Raw genomic sequence first — 13379 nt, forward strand, 5'->3', positions numbered from 1 at the left:
GCCATGCGTTGAAGGGCGAGTCGGGGCAGAGCCCTTTCCCGCGGAAAGGGATCCGCCCCCTACATCGATCAGAAGAACGCGCGGATGCCGAATGCGACGCCACGGCCCGGCAGCGGCGAGTAGTCGCGCAGCAGCGAGGTATGCGGGCGCACTTCGCGGTTGGTCAGGTTGCTGCCATCCAGGAACACCTCGTAGCTGTTGCTGGCGTTGCGGTCCCAACGGTAGGCCAGGTGGGCGTCGACCAGGGTGTAGCCATCGCTCGGCTCCTCGTTCTGCGCCACGTCCTTCTGGCGGCTGTAGCGCACCGCACCGACCGAGGCGCGCCAGCCGTCCTTCGACCAGCGCAGGTCGGCGCCGACGCGGGCCGGGGCGATGCGCGGCAGGTAGCCGGTGTTGGCCAGTTCCACGCTGTAATTGTGGTTGTGGTCGCCGTGCGGCACGGCGATGTCGAGGTTGCGGCTGCCGCTGCCATCCAGCTTGGCTTTCACGTAGTCACCGAACAGGCGCAGGTCCCAGTCACCGGCGCCGCCCTCGAACAGGTGCACCAGCGCTTCGGCCTCGGCACCGCGGAACACCGCGTCCTGCTGGGTCCACGCACGAACTGGCAGGCCCTCGGTAACGCCGGTGTCGGCCAGGTAGATGAAATCCTTGAACTTGGTCTGGTAGACGGACGCGGAGAAGTCCAGGCGCTCGCTGTGGGTGTGGATGCCCAGCTCCACGCGCTGGCCGCGCTCGGTCTTCAGGTTGGCGTCGCCAATTTCCAGCGAGCGGGTGGCGATGTGCGCGCCGGCGGCATACAGCTCCTCGTTGGTCGGTGCACGCTCGGAGCTGTCCACGCCGATGCGCAGGTCGACCGCGTCGTTGAGCTTCCAGATGCCGGCAGCCGACAGGTTGGTGGCGCCGAACGTGCGGCGACGGTAATCACCGGTCGGGTCCAGCTTGACCTGGTCGTGGCGGCCGCCCAGTTCCAGCTTGAACGGGCCGAACTGCTTTTCCTGCAGTACGAACAGGCCGATGTTCTTCGTACCCGTATCCGGTACGAACGCCTCTTCACCCTTGGCGCCGAAATCACTGTTGCCGAACTGCAGGCCGAAGGCACCGTCCCAGCCACCGATCTGCTGCTGCACCGCTTCCAGGCGCGCTTCGATGCCACGGTTGGTGAAGCGGGTGGAGGGCGTGCCGGCCTCCAGCTCCACGTGCTCGTAGTCGGTGTAGGCCACGCGTGCGTTGATGTTCTTCAGGAACGAGGCCGGGTTGTAGATGCCGGCCTTGGTCTCGAAGCGGTTCTGCACCATGTCGATGCGCACGTCGTGCTCGTCGCCGCCTTCCTCTTCATCCCCATGGTCGTGACCGTGGTCGTGGCCATGATCGTCACCATCGGCGTGCACGTGCGCGCCATTGGGGATGCCGTAGTTGGTGCGGTAGGTGCTGGCCGACACGCCAAAGTAGCCGCCTTCGCCCAGCCAGGTGGCGCCGACGCCGCCGGCGCGGGTGCGGATGGAACTGTTGTCGAGGCGGCCGCGACGCGGCTCTTCGCCTTCCTCGCCCGCGTGGTCGTGGTCATGGTCGTCGTGGTGGTCTTCCAAGCTGTCGATCACCGCGTAGCCGGGAATGCGATAGTCGTCGCCATTGCGCACCAGGCCATCCACGTGCAGCACGACGTTGCCGCTGACGCCATCGAGGCGGAACATGCCGCTGCGCTCATTGTTCACCGAGTTGCCGCGCAGCTCGGCGCGGCCGCTGAGCGGGCGCTCCGGCAGTTCGCGCGCGATGCGGCCATCCACCACATTGACCGCTCCACCGATGGCGCCGCTGCCGAACAACAGCGTGGCCGGGCCCTTCAGCACTTCGATCTGGTCGGCCAGGAACGGCTCGATGCTGGTGGCATGGTCGGCACTGACGGTAGAGGCATCCATGTTGCCCATGCCGTTGGACAGCACGGCCACGCGCGGGCCTTCCTGGCCGCGGATGATCGGGCGGCCGACGCCGGGGCCGAAGAAGGTGCTCTGCACGCCGGGCAGTTTGGCCACGGTATCGCCGAGGGTGCCGGCCTTCTGCTCGTCCAGGCGCTCACCGGCCAGCACCTCCACCGGGCGCGCAAGGGATTCGGCATCGCCCTGCAGCGGCGACGCGGTGACCTGCACCGAGGACAGCTCGGTCAGGTGGCGGTCACGATGGGCGGTGTCCTGACCGGCTGCAAAGGCGACGGACGGCAGCAGGGCGGCGAGGGCCAGAGCCAGGGAATGCGGCTTGAGCCGTGCGGTGTGGGCGGGCATGGATGGGTCCTTTGTTACACTGTATCAATCGCTGGGCGCACGAATCCCGTCGATGGGACGGGGGAAGGGGAAAGCGTGCGGGTCGGGAAGGGATGTTATATTATTCCATAACGATTCGCCGACCCTGCTGGAAGTCATGTCCTTGTCCTCACGCCTGCGCCACCTGCTCGACCGTTTTGGTGCCACCGGTTCGATGCTGTGCGCGGTGCATTGCGCAGTCATCCCGGTGCTGCTGGCGGCAGCGCCCTCGCTGGGCCTGTCGTTCTGGCTGAGCGACGGCGTTGAACAGGCGCTGGTGCTGTTCGTGACCCTGCTTGGGCTGTTCAGCCTGGTCTGGGGTTACCGCCGCCATGGCGCGCTGCGTGCGCTGGGCTTCCTGATCCCCGGCCTGGTCGCGCTGTGGGCCGGCGTGCTGTACGAGCCGCTGCATCACAATGCCGTGCCGCATGCGGTGGTGATGACCGTCGGTGGCCTGCTGGTGGGCGTTGCCCATCTGGTCAACCTGCGCCTGAACCACGGCCACGTACACGACGCCAGCTGCGCGCACTAGGCGCTCCGTGATAGGATTTTCGATCGTGCGCGGGGGCGCCCAGCAAGGCGGCCCCGCCGAACCCGTGTCAGTACGGGGTAACCAGATTTCACACTTGAGGAGTTGAAGACATGGGTAAGGGTGACCGCAAGACCGCCAAGGGCAAGCGCTACAACGCCAGCTACGGCAACGCCCGTTCGCATACCGCGAGCAAGGTCGCCGTAGGCGCCGCCGCCCCGGTTGCCAAGAAGACCGTGGCCAAGGCTCCGGCGAAGAAGGCTGTGGCGAAGAAGGCCGTCGCCAAGGCCTGATCCGGCCGACCGACCGGTCCAAAGAAAACGCGGCGCCTGGCGCCGCGTTTTTTTTATGCACGTTCTTGGAGAGCCGAGCCCATGCTCGGCGCAATGCAGCCGAGCGTGGGCTCGGCTCTACAATCGGATCAGCGCAGTGTCTTCTTCAGCGTTTCCGGATTGCCGTCGTTGGGCGCGGCCGGCACCTGCAGCAGGTGCGCCAGCAGCGGGTAGACGTCGACGTTGTCGAAGCCATCGATCACCAGGCCCTGGCGGAACGACGGGCCGCCGGCCACGAACACTGCGCGCATGGAAGGCAGTGCGTTGTCGTAGCCATGCGAACCTCGATCCTGCTTTGCACGCTTGGCGATCTTCTCCTGGTGCAGGGCATCCCAGCCTTCATCCATGACACAGACGATGGCCGGAACCCGCGGATGCGTGCCGTAGTGCCAGCGTGCCGGCAGGTTCTCCTTCTTCCAGCATTCGTAGTGCGCGTGGCGTCCGAGCAGGGCGCGTTCGGCTTCCGCTTCGCGGCCGGCGACCGGCGCAAAACCCACCGACTGGCCTTGGCTGATATTGCGTGCAATGGCCGGGTCGGCCATCGACTCGGTGGCGATCACGTTGCCGTCGGCGACGCTGGCCATGCCGTGGTCGGACACGACGATCACGTTGGTGGTCTTGGCCAGATCGCGCTGCTGCAGCCCGTCGAGCACCTGGCCGACGATCTGGTCGGCGCGCACGATGGCGTCGGCGTACTGCTTCGACCCGGGGCCGTAGTGGTGGCCGGCCTTGTCCACGTGTTCCATGTACAGCGTGGTGAGGCGCGGTGCATCAGCATCGGTCTGCGCCAGCCAGTCGAGCACGATGCTGGCCCGCTGCTCCAGCGGTTCCTTGCCGTCGTACACGCGCCACTTGCTGGGGCGCACGCCGCGGATTTCAGACTCACTGCCCGGCCACGCCGTGGTGGCCGAACGTACGCCAGCGTTCTCGGCACTGACCCAGATCGGTTCGCCACCCCACCAGCCGCTGGTGGTGACCGCGTCGCGGTTGCTCAGTTCGAAACGGCCCAGGGTTGCATCGTCCATGCTGTTGTTGACGATGCCGTGGTGGTCCGGACGCAGGCCGGTGACGAGGGTGTAGTGGTTGGGGAAGGTCAGTGACGGATAGGACGGCGTCATCCAGCGTGCACGCACGCCGCCGTCGATCAGTCGCTGCAGGTTCGGAGTGAGCCCACGGTCCAGCGCATCGGCGCGCAGGCCGTCGATGGAGATCAGCAGCAGCTTCGGAGGCGAAGCCGCAGCGGCGGAACCGGGAGCGGAGGCGGAAGGGGCGGGCGCGGTGGTGCAGGCGGCCAATGGCAGCAGCAGCGCCAGCGCGCAGGTCAGGCGTACGGAAGTCATCCGCGCATGATAGTGCGAGGTAATGACGCGCCCAAGACACGGCGCACTATTGCGCGCCGTGTCCGCGCATTTTTCCTCATCCCCGCGCCAGTCGGCGCGCCCCATTCAACAGGAAGGGGGCTTTCTCCAGACATAATTCCTGATGCTTCCATCCACCATGGCGTGGGTCTACCGTGTCGACCGAGGTCGACACCTACCAACAGTTGCGCAGTGCGCCGTCCCGACAGATCTCAGGAATCTGTCGAAGGCGGGGTGGGTCCGGTTGCGGGGGTGTCCGCGGCATGGATGCCGCGGCCAAGCCCCCAAGGACGGGTTGACGGCGTCCCCCGCAGCCGGACCCACCACGCCATGCTTCGGAATGCTGCTGTTGCTTCGGCCGTTGCGGTTGCCTCTGCGGGTGCCGGGCGCAGCCCGGCCGGCCCTCTCAGGCGAACAGCGGGGCCTGGCGTTGTTCCAGCCGCAGCAGCGCGGCCTTAGTTTCCAGGCCGCCACCGAAGCCGGTCAGCGCGCCGTTGCTGCCGATCACGCGGTGGCAGGGCAGGATGATCGGCAACGGATTGCGGCCATTGGCCGCGCCCACCGCGCGGGTCGCGCTGGGCTGTCCCAGGTGCTGCGCCAGCTGCAGGTAGCTCCAGGTCTGGCCGAACGGAATCTGCGCCAGCGCTTGCCACACGCGCAGCTGGAAAGGCGTGCCTCGTGGTGCCAGCACAAGGTCGAAGCTGCTGCGCTCGCCGTGCAGGAACTGCAGCAGTTGTTCGCGCGCTTCCGGCAGCGCATCCGGTGCGTAGTGCCAGTCATCGCGCCCGCGTGCCGGATGGCGGTTCTCGGGGAAAAGCACATGTGACAGGCCACGCTCATCACCGGCGATGGTCAATACGCCGATCGGGCTGTCGAAACGATCGAACAACAGGGTCATGTCGGTTCTCCAACGAACGTGCCGGACAGGTGCCACAGGTGCAGCACGGCGTAGGCGCGCCAGGGGCGCCACGGTTGCGAGCGCGCTTCGGTCGCACGTTCGCTCAGGCGCTGGCCCTGGGCGTGGCCGAGCACCTGTTGCAGCACCAGGTCGCCGGCGGGGAAGGCATCGGGCTGGCCGAGCCCGCGCAGGGCGATGTACTGCGCGGTCCAGGGGCCGATGCCGGGCAGTGCCACGCAGCGCGCAACGAATTCCTCCAAGGCCTGGCCGGGCCCGAAGTCGAGCTGGCCGCTGGCGCAGGCGGCAGCCAGTGCGCGCACGGTAGCGGCGCGGCTGCGCGGCAGGCCGATCGATTCCAGCGGCGCCTCGGCCAGTACCTCGGGCGCGGGGAACTGGCGATCGAATTCCGATGGCATGCCCGGCAGGTGTGCGCCGTAGGCATCGACCAGGCGCCGCGCGAAGGTGGTGGCCGCGGCCACGCTGACCTGCTGCCCGAGCACCGCGCGTACGCCCACCTCGAAACCATCCCAGCCGCCGGGTACGCGCAGTCCGGGGCGTTCGGCGATGCCACGCGCGAGCAGCGGTTCTTCGCCCAGCGCGGCATGGACCTGCTGCAGGTCGGCATCCAGATCAAACACCCGACGCACGCGGCGCACGATGTCGGGGATCAGGCGCGGATCCACCGCGCCCAATTGCAGGCGCAGTTCCGGCCGCTTCGAATCGGCGGTGACGCGCAGCAGGGTGGGGCGCTCCGGCGTGCCCAGTACGCGCTGGTAGCTGTCTTCGCCGATCAGTTCGATGCCGGGCAGGCTGCGTTTGCGCAGGAACGCCAGCATGCGTGGGAAGTCCAGTGGCGGACGGTAGCCCAGGCGCAGCACCAGGCCGCCATCATCTGCAGCCAACGGTTGATGCTGGCGGCGCAGGGCGGTCGGCGCCATCCCACAGCCCTGCAGGAACGCGGTATTGAAGCGGCGCAGGCTGTTGTAGCCGGCAGCCAGCGCGACGTCGGTCACCGCCAGCGTGGTTTCGGTCAGCAACTGTTTGGCCAGCAACAGGCGATGGGTTGCGTGGATCTGCCCGGGCGTCGCGCCGAGATGTTCGACGAACAGGCGCTGCAGTTGGCGCGCGCTGAGGCCGAGCTTCGTTGCAAGATCGGCCACCGGCTGCTCCTGCAGGAAGCCTCCCTGGATCAGCGCCAGTGCGCGCTGCACGGTCTGTCCGGCCAGTGCCTGCTGCGCCTGCGGTGCCAATTCCGGGCGGCAGCGCAGGCAGGGACGGTAACCGGCCGCCGCGGCGGCCGCGGCAGTCGGGAAGTAGGTGATGTTGCGCGGCTTCGGCGGCGGTGCCGGGCACACCGGGCGGCAATAGATGCCGGTGCTGCGCACGGCAGTGAAGAACACGCCGTCGAAACGTGCGTCGCGGGCCAGGCGGGCGCGGTCGCAGGCGGCGGTGTCGAGGGCGAGGGGGGAGTCCATGGCGCCAGTCTAGGCCCGCGCGAGCAGCGATACTCGCCACATTCGGACATGGATGCCGAAGGGGGTCGCGCCGGGCTGCGCCCGGCACCCGCAGTAGTGCCGGCCGCTGGCCGGCAACAGCAACAGCAACAGCAACAGCAGAAGCGGGATTCCTGTGGGATGGCGTGGTGGGTCCGGTGGCAGGACACGCCGTAAACCCCCAGACCGGCCCAGCCGCTGGCGGCTGTGCGTTCGGGCGCTTGCGAAGCAGTGCTTCGCAAGCAAAGCGCCCTCACCCCTGGGGGCTCGATGGCGCCATCCATGGCGCCAACGGTCCTGCCAGCCCACACCGCCCACCCCCGACAGGTTCACGCGTCTGTTGGTAGGTGTCGACCTTGGTCGACACGCTTTCCCAAGGGTCAGAAGGGGTTCAGTGCCACGCGCTGAATGCGCGCGCTGGACGGGTAGACTGTGGCCCTTGTTCTCTTGAAATCCGGTTGCCCGATGTCCGCCAAACTCCGCTGGTTGCCCCTGTTGTGCCTGGCCCTGGCGGGCTGCAGCCAGCTGGAAAATCCGGGCAACGTGACTGCCGCCGACAAGGCGTCGCGGGCGCCGTCCAGCGATGGCGAGAACATGGTGTCGATCAATGCGGCTGACGCACCGCCGCCGCCGGCGCCGCCGCGCAGCCGGGAGGACCGGCCGTGGCCGCAGGCGCAGCTGGAGAACGGACGTGCCTGGGTCAGTTGCAGCACGGAATATGCGGGTGATGCCGGCGACGGTGTCGAACTGGAAGGGCTGCAGCGCGAGCAGATCACCCAGGCCCTGGCGCCGTGTGCCGAGCGTGGGCTGATGCGCGTGCGTTACGCAGGCAAGATCAATCCGGGTTTCGCCGAAATGATGTGGCGGTTGGCGGTGGTGGCCGACCAGCAGAAGATCCACAAGCGCATCCTTGACCTGGATTCCAGCGGCGGGCAGGTGGAGTCGGCGATCGTGGCCGGTGACAGCATCGGTGAATCGGGCTGGACCATCTGGGTGCGCGAAGGCTCGATCTGCCACAGCGCCTGCGTGTTCGTGCTGGCCGCCGGCGACAACCGCCTGCTGTCGGGCAAGGTCGGCATCCATCGCATGATGCGCATCAGTTCCAAGGCCACCTCGCGCGCCGAGCTCAACCGCGAGCTGCACGAGGTCTACGACAACGTGAAGGACTACCTGCAACGCAACGGCGTGGCGGTCGGTGTGGCCGATCTGATGATGACCGTGCCCAACCGCAGCCTGCGCCTGCTGACCCCGGACGAACTTCGCCAGTACGGCCTGGATGGCACCAATGCGGTGCAGGACGATCTGGAACGGATCAAGCAGATGCGTGCCTGCGGCGACGATTTCGTGCAGCGCAAGGACGCCTTCCTGGTCGCCTTCGACCAGCAGTGCAAGCGCGAAGGCGCCGACATGGAGTCGATCAACAGCTGTGGCCAGGCGTTGAAGCAGCGCTTCGGCTTCCCGGACGCGGTCTGCCCCGACGAAAGCCCGCTGTCGGAGATCGATGTGGCGACGCTGCCACCAGCGCCGCCGGAGCCGCCGCCGGTGGCCGAACAGGCGCCGGCAGAGACCGGCACCCCGGCCGCGCAGGCCGATGCGGCGGCGGTGGAAGGCAACGCCCCCGCGCGCTGACGAACCGCTCACCGCGCTGGCGTAGACTGCGGTCCTTTCCTCGAGAACCGGCGGTGTCCATGAAGCGCGTGCTCCTGCTGCTGTCCATGCTGCCCCTGACTGCATTGGCGCAGGCCCCTGCGCCGGCCACGCCTGCACCGGCCCCGGCACGCCCGGCCCCGGCATCGCCGGCGGCCGCGAAGCCCGCCACTGCCGGTACCCCGGCGTTGACTGCTGCACAGCAGGCCCAGGTGCAGAAACAGGACGCGGAAATGGGCGCGGCTGCGTTGAAGGCGGCGCAGCTGGTCGATGCCAACCGCGCCGGCGAATTGTGGGATGGCGCTTCGGCGGTCGCGCGCCGTGCGGTGCCGAAGGCCACCTTCGTCAGCCAGTTGGCCGCCGAGCGTACGCGCCTGGGTGCGCTGGCCGGGCGTGGCCAGCCGACCATCACCCGGGTCAAGTACAGCTCCGGCGCCGCAGTGCCGGAAGGGCTGTACATCAACGTCAGCTTCCCGACCCGTTTCGCCAACAGCGCGCAGCCGGTGCGCGAGCTGGTCTCGTTCCGCTTCGACGAAGACCAGGTCTGGCGCCTGGCCGGTTACAGCCTGCGCGCGTCGGCACCCTGAGGAGATGAACGATGGCAACTGAGCTGACAATGCTGGCCTGGTCGATCGTGCTGGGCTTCGTCTACATCTTCGCCACCTCCACCGTGGTCACCCGCGAGCGCGGGATGAAGTGGAATGCCTCGGCACGGGATGGCGATGCAAAGCCGCTCAGCGCGCTGGCCGGTCGCCTGCAGCGTGCGCAGGCCAACTTCCTGGAAACCTTCCCGTTCTTTGCCGCCGCCGCGATCGCAGTGGTCGTGGCCGGGCGCAGCAACGACACCACGGCGCTGGCTGCGCAGGCCTACTTCTGGGCGCGTGTGGTCTACCTGCCGCTGTATGCCGCAGGCGTGCCCTACGTGCGCAGCCTGGTCTGGCTCGTATCGCTGCTGTCGATCCTGGCGCTGGTGTTCGCACTGCTGTAGCCGGGCCTGATCCAGATCAAGGCCAGTCATGCGCGCGGCGCTATGCTGGCCCGGACTGAATCAACGGCAGGAGGCGCGCATGCGCAGGATGGACGTGGTGGTGGTCGGCGCCGGACCGGCGGGCCTGTGCTTCGCGCGTGCGCTGGCCGGCAGTGGCCTGCAGGTCGGGCTGGTCGAAGTTCAGCCGCGCCAGGCCCTGGCCGACGCCGCCTTTGATGGCCGCGAGATCGCGTTGACCCATGCCTCGCGGCAGAGCATGGAGCAACTGGGGCTGTGGCAGCGCCTGCCGCAGGCCGAAGTCGCCGAGCTGCGCGATGCCAGGGTGATGAACGGCGGCTCGCCGTTCGCGCTGACCTTTGCCAGCAGCCAGGCCGATGGTCAGCCGCTGGGCTGGCTGGTGCCCAACCATCTGATCCGCCGCGCCGCCTGGGATGCCGTGCAGGGCCAGGATGGGCTGGAGCTGTTCGATGGGCGCAAGGTGCTGGGCGTGCAGGCCGATGCGCAGGGCCACGTGGTCAGACTCGATGACGGCAGTCAACTGTACGCGCGCCTGCTGGTCGCGGCTGACAGCCGCTTCTCCGCCACGCGCCGCATGCTTGGCATCGGTGCGCAGATGCGCGACTTCGGCAAGTCGATGCTGGTGTGCCGCATGCAGGTCGAGCGCGACCATCACCACACTGCGTGGGAGTGGTTCGGCTACGGCCGCACCATGGCGCTGCTGCCGCTCAACGAGGGCCAGGCATCGGCGGTGATCACGCTGCCGCCGCGGCAGATCGAAGAATTGCTGGCGATGGACGAGGTGGCTTTCGGCGAGGCCATCAGTGCCTGCTTCGAGCATCGCCTGGGCCGCATGCAGCCGGTGGCCACGCCGCAGGCGTACCCGCTGGTGGGGGTGTACGCGCACCGCTTCGTCGGCGAGCGTTCGGCGCTGATCGGCGATGCGGCGGTGGGCATGCATCCGGTCACCGCGCATGGCTTCAACCTGGGACTGGCCAGTGCGCAGCGGCTGGCACAGGGCATCGTCGCGCAGCAGCGGCGCGGTGCCGACATCGCCGCCGCCGGCGTGCTGGCCAGCTACCAACGCGGTCATCGGTTTGCGTCTCGGCCGCTGTACGAGGCCACCAACGCGATCGCCAGCCTGTACACCGACGATCGTCGCCCGGCACGCCTGCTGCGGGCCGCGGGCCTGCGCGTGGCGCAGGGCGTGGCACCGTTCAGGCAGCTGATTGCCTCGCACCTGACCCAGCGCGTAGCCTGAACATTCTCGGATCAGCCAGCGGCCAGCACGCGGATCTGGCTGTCGGCGAACTCGACCACCTGGCCTGCGCGGATCTTGCAGGCCTTGCGCAGTTCGACCTCACCGTCGACCCGCACCTGGCCCTCGCTGATGACCATCTTGGCCTCGCCGCCGCTGGTGACCAGGTCGGCCAGCTTCAGCAGCTGCTTGAGTTCGACGTAGTCGCCGTCGAGGTCGAATTCGAGAATCTGCATGGAGCGAGGGGTCCTGGAAAGAGGGCGCAGGCCAGCGGCCGGGCCGGGGAGCGGGCACGTATTGTGCGCCAGCACGGGGCACGACGGCACGCGCATGGAAAGCTGTACGCCTCGTTCAGGATCAATGCGGTATCATTCCGCTCTGAGCGAGTGAAATCTCCTCCGACCGAGCAGCGCCAGGGCACGCGATAAGAAGGGCGCCCAAAGCGCGGACCATCACCCTTTTTATCGCACTGCCAGGAAGACGGCAGTGCCTTCGGAGTTCCCCATGTCCCAAGATTCCCAAGCGCCGCTGCAGTTCGCGCAGCTCGGCCTGTCCGAGCCCGTGATGCAGGCGGTCACCGCCATCGGCTACGAAACCCCGTCGCCGATCCAGGCCGCCACCATCCCGGCGATGCTGGAAGGCCGCGACGTGCTGGGCCAGGCCCAGACCGGTACCGGCAAGACCGCTGCGTTCGCACTGCCGGTACTGTCCAACATCGACCTGCAGCAGATCAAGCCCCAGGCCCTGATCCTGGCGCCGACCCGCGAACTGGCCATCCAGGTTGCCGAGGCGTTCCAGTCCTATTCGTCGAAGATCCCGGGCTTCCGCGTGCTGCCGGTGTACGGCGGCCAGCCGTACGGCCAGCAGCTGTCGGCCCTGCGCCGTGGCGTGCACATCGTGGTCGGTACTCCCGGCCGCGTGATCGATCACCTGGACCGCAGCACCCTGGACCTGTCCGAGCTGAAGACCCTGGTGCTGGACGAAGCCGATGAAATGCTGCGCATGGGCTTCATCGACGATGTCGAAGCCGTGCTGAAGAAGCTGCCGGAGCAGCGCCAGGTGGCCCTGTTCTCGGCGACCATGCCGCCGCAGATCCGCCGCATCGCTCAGACCTACCTGCAGGACCCGGTGGAAGTGACCATCGCGGCCAAGACCACCACCTCGGCCAACATCCGCCAGCGCTACTGGTGGGTGAGCGGCATGCACAAGCTGGACGCGCTGACCCGCATCCTGGAAGTCGAGCCGTTCGACGCGATGATCATCTTCGCGCGCACCAAGGCCGGCACCGAAGAACTGGCCAGCAAGCTGCAGGCGCGTGGCCTGGCCGCTGCCGCCATCAACGGTGACATGCAGCAGGCCCAGCGCGAGCGCACCATCGCCATGCTGAAGGAAGGCAAGCTGGACATCCTGGTCGCCACCGACGTGGCCGCGCGCGGCCTGGACGTGGAGCGCATCAGCCACGTGCTGAACTACGACATCCCGTACGACACCGAAAGCTACGTGCACCGCATCGGCCGTACCGGTCGTGCCGGCCGCAGCGGCGAGGCGATCCTGTTCGCCACCCCGCGCGAGAAGGGCATGCTGCGCCAGATCGAGCGCGCCACCCGCCAGCCGATCGAAGAGATGCAGCTGCCGAGCGTGGAAGCGGTCAACGACACCCGCATCAACAAGTTCACCTCGCGCATCAGCGAAACCCTCGGCGCCGGCGGCCTGGACTTCTACCGCCAGCTGCTGGAGCGCTTCGAGAACGAGCAGAACGTGCCGGCCATCGAGATCGCCGCCGCGCTGGCCAGGATGCTGCAGGGCGATACCCCGTTCCTGCTGCAGCCGCCGGTGCGTGCCCCGCGTGAAGAGCGCGCGCCGCGCGAGCGCTTCGACCGTGGCGACCGCCCGGAGCGTGGCGATCGCTTCGACCGCAACGAGCGGGGTCCGCGCTTCGAGCGTGGCCCGCGCCGTGACGACGCCGAAGGTGGTTTTGAACAGCGTCCGCGCCGTGAGGTTCCGCCGCGTGGTGCACCGGAGCAGGGCATGGAGACCTACCGTATTTCGGTCGGTCACCAGCATGGCGTGAAGCCGGCCAACATCGTCGGCGCCATTGCCAACGAAGCCGGCCTGGAAAGCCGCTTCATCGGCCGCATCGACATCCACGACGACTTCTCGCTGCTGGACCTGCCGGCACAGATGCCGCCGGACGTGCTGTCGCACCTGCAGAAGGTCTGGGTGTCCGGCCAGCAGCTGCAGATGCGTGCGCTGGCTCCGGGTGAAGACACCAACCCGGCCCCGCGCCCGTTCAAGCCGCGCTTCGACAAGCGTGGTCCGGGCGGCCCGGGTGGCCCGCGTCGTGGCGGCCCGGGTGGTCCGGGTGGCCATGGGGGCGACCGCGGCGGTGACCGCGACAGCCGCCCGCCACGTCGTGATGGCTTCAAGCCGCGCGGCCCGCGCAGCTTCTAAGCCGCACCCGCAGCCGTCCAGAGCAACGCCAGCCCCCGGGCTGGCGTACAGGAAAAGGGGACGGAGGGGATTAAGTCGTATATGGCAGGCCATGCGCTTATGCCGAAAACGACTTAATCCCCTCCGTCCCCTTT

General features: G+C 68.0%; 12 protein-coding genes. 7 read left to right on the top strand and 5 right to left on the bottom strand.

Annotated features, from left to right (window positions below):
• Nucleotides 1-68: 68 nt before the first annotated feature.
• A complete protein-coding gene (locus ACMGRF_RS04420; protein WP_049413558.1) occupies nt 69-2276 on the bottom strand; it encodes a TonB-dependent receptor in 2208 nt (735 codons plus the stop codon).
• Nucleotides 2277-2412: 136 nt separating this feature from the next.
• Here ACMGRF_RS04420 and ACMGRF_RS04425 point away from each other — a divergent pair, with 136 nt between their 5' ends.
• A complete protein-coding gene (locus ACMGRF_RS04425) occupies nt 2413-2826 on the top strand; it encodes a MerC domain-containing protein (protein ID WP_099486733.1) in 414 nt (137 codons plus the stop codon).
• Between the two features lie 110 nt (nt 2827-2936).
• On the top strand, nt 2937-3116 hold the full coding sequence (locus ACMGRF_RS04430) for a 30S ribosomal protein THX (protein WP_004150462.1): 180 nt from the start codon (nt 2937-2939) through the stop codon (nt 3114-3116).
• A gap of 128 nt (nt 3117-3244) precedes the next feature.
• Here ACMGRF_RS04430 and ACMGRF_RS04435 read toward each other — a convergent pair whose 3' ends face one another.
• From ACMGRF_RS04435 to ACMGRF_RS04445, 3 genes are all read right to left on the bottom strand, one after another.
• Nucleotides 3245-4495, bottom strand: a complete 1251-nt coding sequence (locus tag ACMGRF_RS04435; protein ID WP_414485673.1) for an ectonucleotide pyrophosphatase/phosphodiesterase — start codon at nt 4493-4495, stop codon at nt 3245-3247.
• Between the two features lie 424 nt (nt 4496-4919).
• A complete protein-coding gene (locus ACMGRF_RS04440) occupies nt 4920-5411 on the bottom strand; it encodes a methylated-DNA--[protein]-cysteine S-methyltransferase (RefSeq protein ID WP_414485674.1) in 492 nt (163 codons plus the stop codon).
• Nucleotides 5408-6886: a DNA-3-methyladenine glycosylase 2 gene (locus ACMGRF_RS04445; RefSeq protein ID WP_049416048.1), complete on the bottom strand. Its 1479-nt coding sequence runs from the start codon at nt 6884-6886 to the stop codon at nt 5408-5410. Before ACMGRF_RS04445 ends, ACMGRF_RS04440 begins: the two co-directional genes overlap by 4 nt.
• Nucleotides 6887-7369: 483 nt before the next feature.
• Here ACMGRF_RS04445 and ACMGRF_RS04450 point away from each other — a divergent pair, with 483 nt between their 5' ends.
• The 4 genes from ACMGRF_RS04450 (at nt 7370) to ubiM (ending at nt 10797) form a co-directional block, all read left to right on the top strand.
• On the top strand, nt 7370-8533 hold the full coding sequence (locus ACMGRF_RS04450) for a hypothetical protein (protein ID WP_100477787.1): 1164 nt from the start codon (nt 7370-7372) through the stop codon (nt 8531-8533).
• Between the two features lie 59 nt (nt 8534-8592).
• Nucleotides 8593-9138 carry a DUF4019 domain-containing protein gene (locus ACMGRF_RS04455; RefSeq protein WP_099486723.1) on the top strand — a complete coding sequence of 182 codons (546 nt, stop codon included), beginning with the start codon at nt 8593-8595 and terminating at the stop codon, nt 9136-9138.
• An 11-nt stretch (nt 9139-9149) separates the two neighbouring features.
• Nucleotides 9150-9539: an MAPEG family protein gene (locus ACMGRF_RS04460; RefSeq protein WP_049441386.1), complete on the top strand. Its 390-nt coding sequence runs from the start codon at nt 9150-9152 to the stop codon at nt 9537-9539.
• 79 nt (nt 9540-9618) lie between these two features.
• Complete coding sequence (gene ubiM, locus ACMGRF_RS04465; protein WP_180879625.1) at nt 9619-10797, top strand: 5-demethoxyubiquinol-8 5-hydroxylase UbiM; 1179 nt, start codon at nt 9619-9621, stop codon at nt 10795-10797.
• Nucleotides 10798-10808: 11 nt separating this feature from the next.
• Here the strand turns inward: ubiM and ACMGRF_RS04470 are convergent, their stop codons facing one another.
• Nucleotides 10809-11030: an RNA-binding S4 domain-containing protein gene (locus tag ACMGRF_RS04470; protein WP_014036469.1), complete on the bottom strand. Its 222-nt coding sequence runs from the start codon at nt 11028-11030 to the stop codon at nt 10809-10811.
• A 268-nt stretch (nt 11031-11298) separates the two neighbouring features.
• Here ACMGRF_RS04470 and ACMGRF_RS04475 point away from each other — a divergent pair, with 268 nt between their 5' ends.
• Nucleotides 11299-13245, top strand: a complete 1947-nt coding sequence (locus tag ACMGRF_RS04475) for a DEAD/DEAH box helicase (RefSeq protein WP_049413970.1) — start codon at nt 11299-11301, stop codon at nt 13243-13245.
• Nucleotides 13246-13379: the final 134 nt, after the last annotated feature.

The sequence above is a fragment of the Stenotrophomonas sp. EMP41 genome (genome assembly GCF_047495535.1).
Taxonomy (GTDB): Bacteria; Pseudomonadota; Gammaproteobacteria; order Xanthomonadales; family Xanthomonadaceae; genus Stenotrophomonas; species Stenotrophomonas sepilia.

Bases quoted from the DNA above. Each gene is read 5' to 3' on its own strand.
- ACMGRF_RS04420 (WP_049413558.1), bottom strand. From the start codon at position 2,276: ATGCCCGCCCACACCGCACGGCTCAAGCCGCATTCCCTGGCTCTGGCC.
- ACMGRF_RS04425 (WP_099486733.1), top strand. From the start codon at position 2,413: ATGTCCTTGTCCTCACGCCTGCGCCACCTGCTCGACCGTTTTGGTGCC.
- ACMGRF_RS04430 (WP_004150462.1), top strand. From the start codon at position 2,937: ATGGGTAAGGGTGACCGCAAGACCGCCAAGGGCAAGCGCTACAACGCC.
- ACMGRF_RS04435 (WP_414485673.1), bottom strand. From the start codon at position 4,495: ATGACTTCCGTACGCCTGACCTGCGCGCTGGCGCTGCTGCTGCCATTG.
- ACMGRF_RS04440 (WP_414485674.1), bottom strand. From the start codon at position 5,411: ATGACCCTGTTGTTCGATCGTTTCGACAGCCCGATCGGCGTATTGACC.
- ACMGRF_RS04445 (WP_049416048.1), bottom strand. From the start codon at position 6,886: ATGGACTCCCCCCTCGCCCTCGACACCGCCGCCTGCGACCGCGCCCGC.
- ACMGRF_RS04450 (WP_100477787.1), top strand. From the start codon at position 7,370: ATGTCCGCCAAACTCCGCTGGTTGCCCCTGTTGTGCCTGGCCCTGGCG.
- ACMGRF_RS04455 (WP_099486723.1), top strand. From the start codon at position 8,593: ATGAAGCGCGTGCTCCTGCTGCTGTCCATGCTGCCCCTGACTGCATTG.
- ACMGRF_RS04460 (WP_049441386.1), top strand. From the start codon at position 9,150: ATGGCAACTGAGCTGACAATGCTGGCCTGGTCGATCGTGCTGGGCTTC.
- ubiM (WP_180879625.1), top strand. From the start codon at position 9,619: ATGCGCAGGATGGACGTGGTGGTGGTCGGCGCCGGACCGGCGGGCCTG.
- ACMGRF_RS04470 (WP_014036469.1), bottom strand. From the start codon at position 11,030: ATGCAGATTCTCGAATTCGACCTCGACGGCGACTACGTCGAACTCAAG.
- ACMGRF_RS04475 (WP_049413970.1), top strand. From the start codon at position 11,299: ATGTCCCAAGATTCCCAAGCGCCGCTGCAGTTCGCGCAGCTCGGCCTG.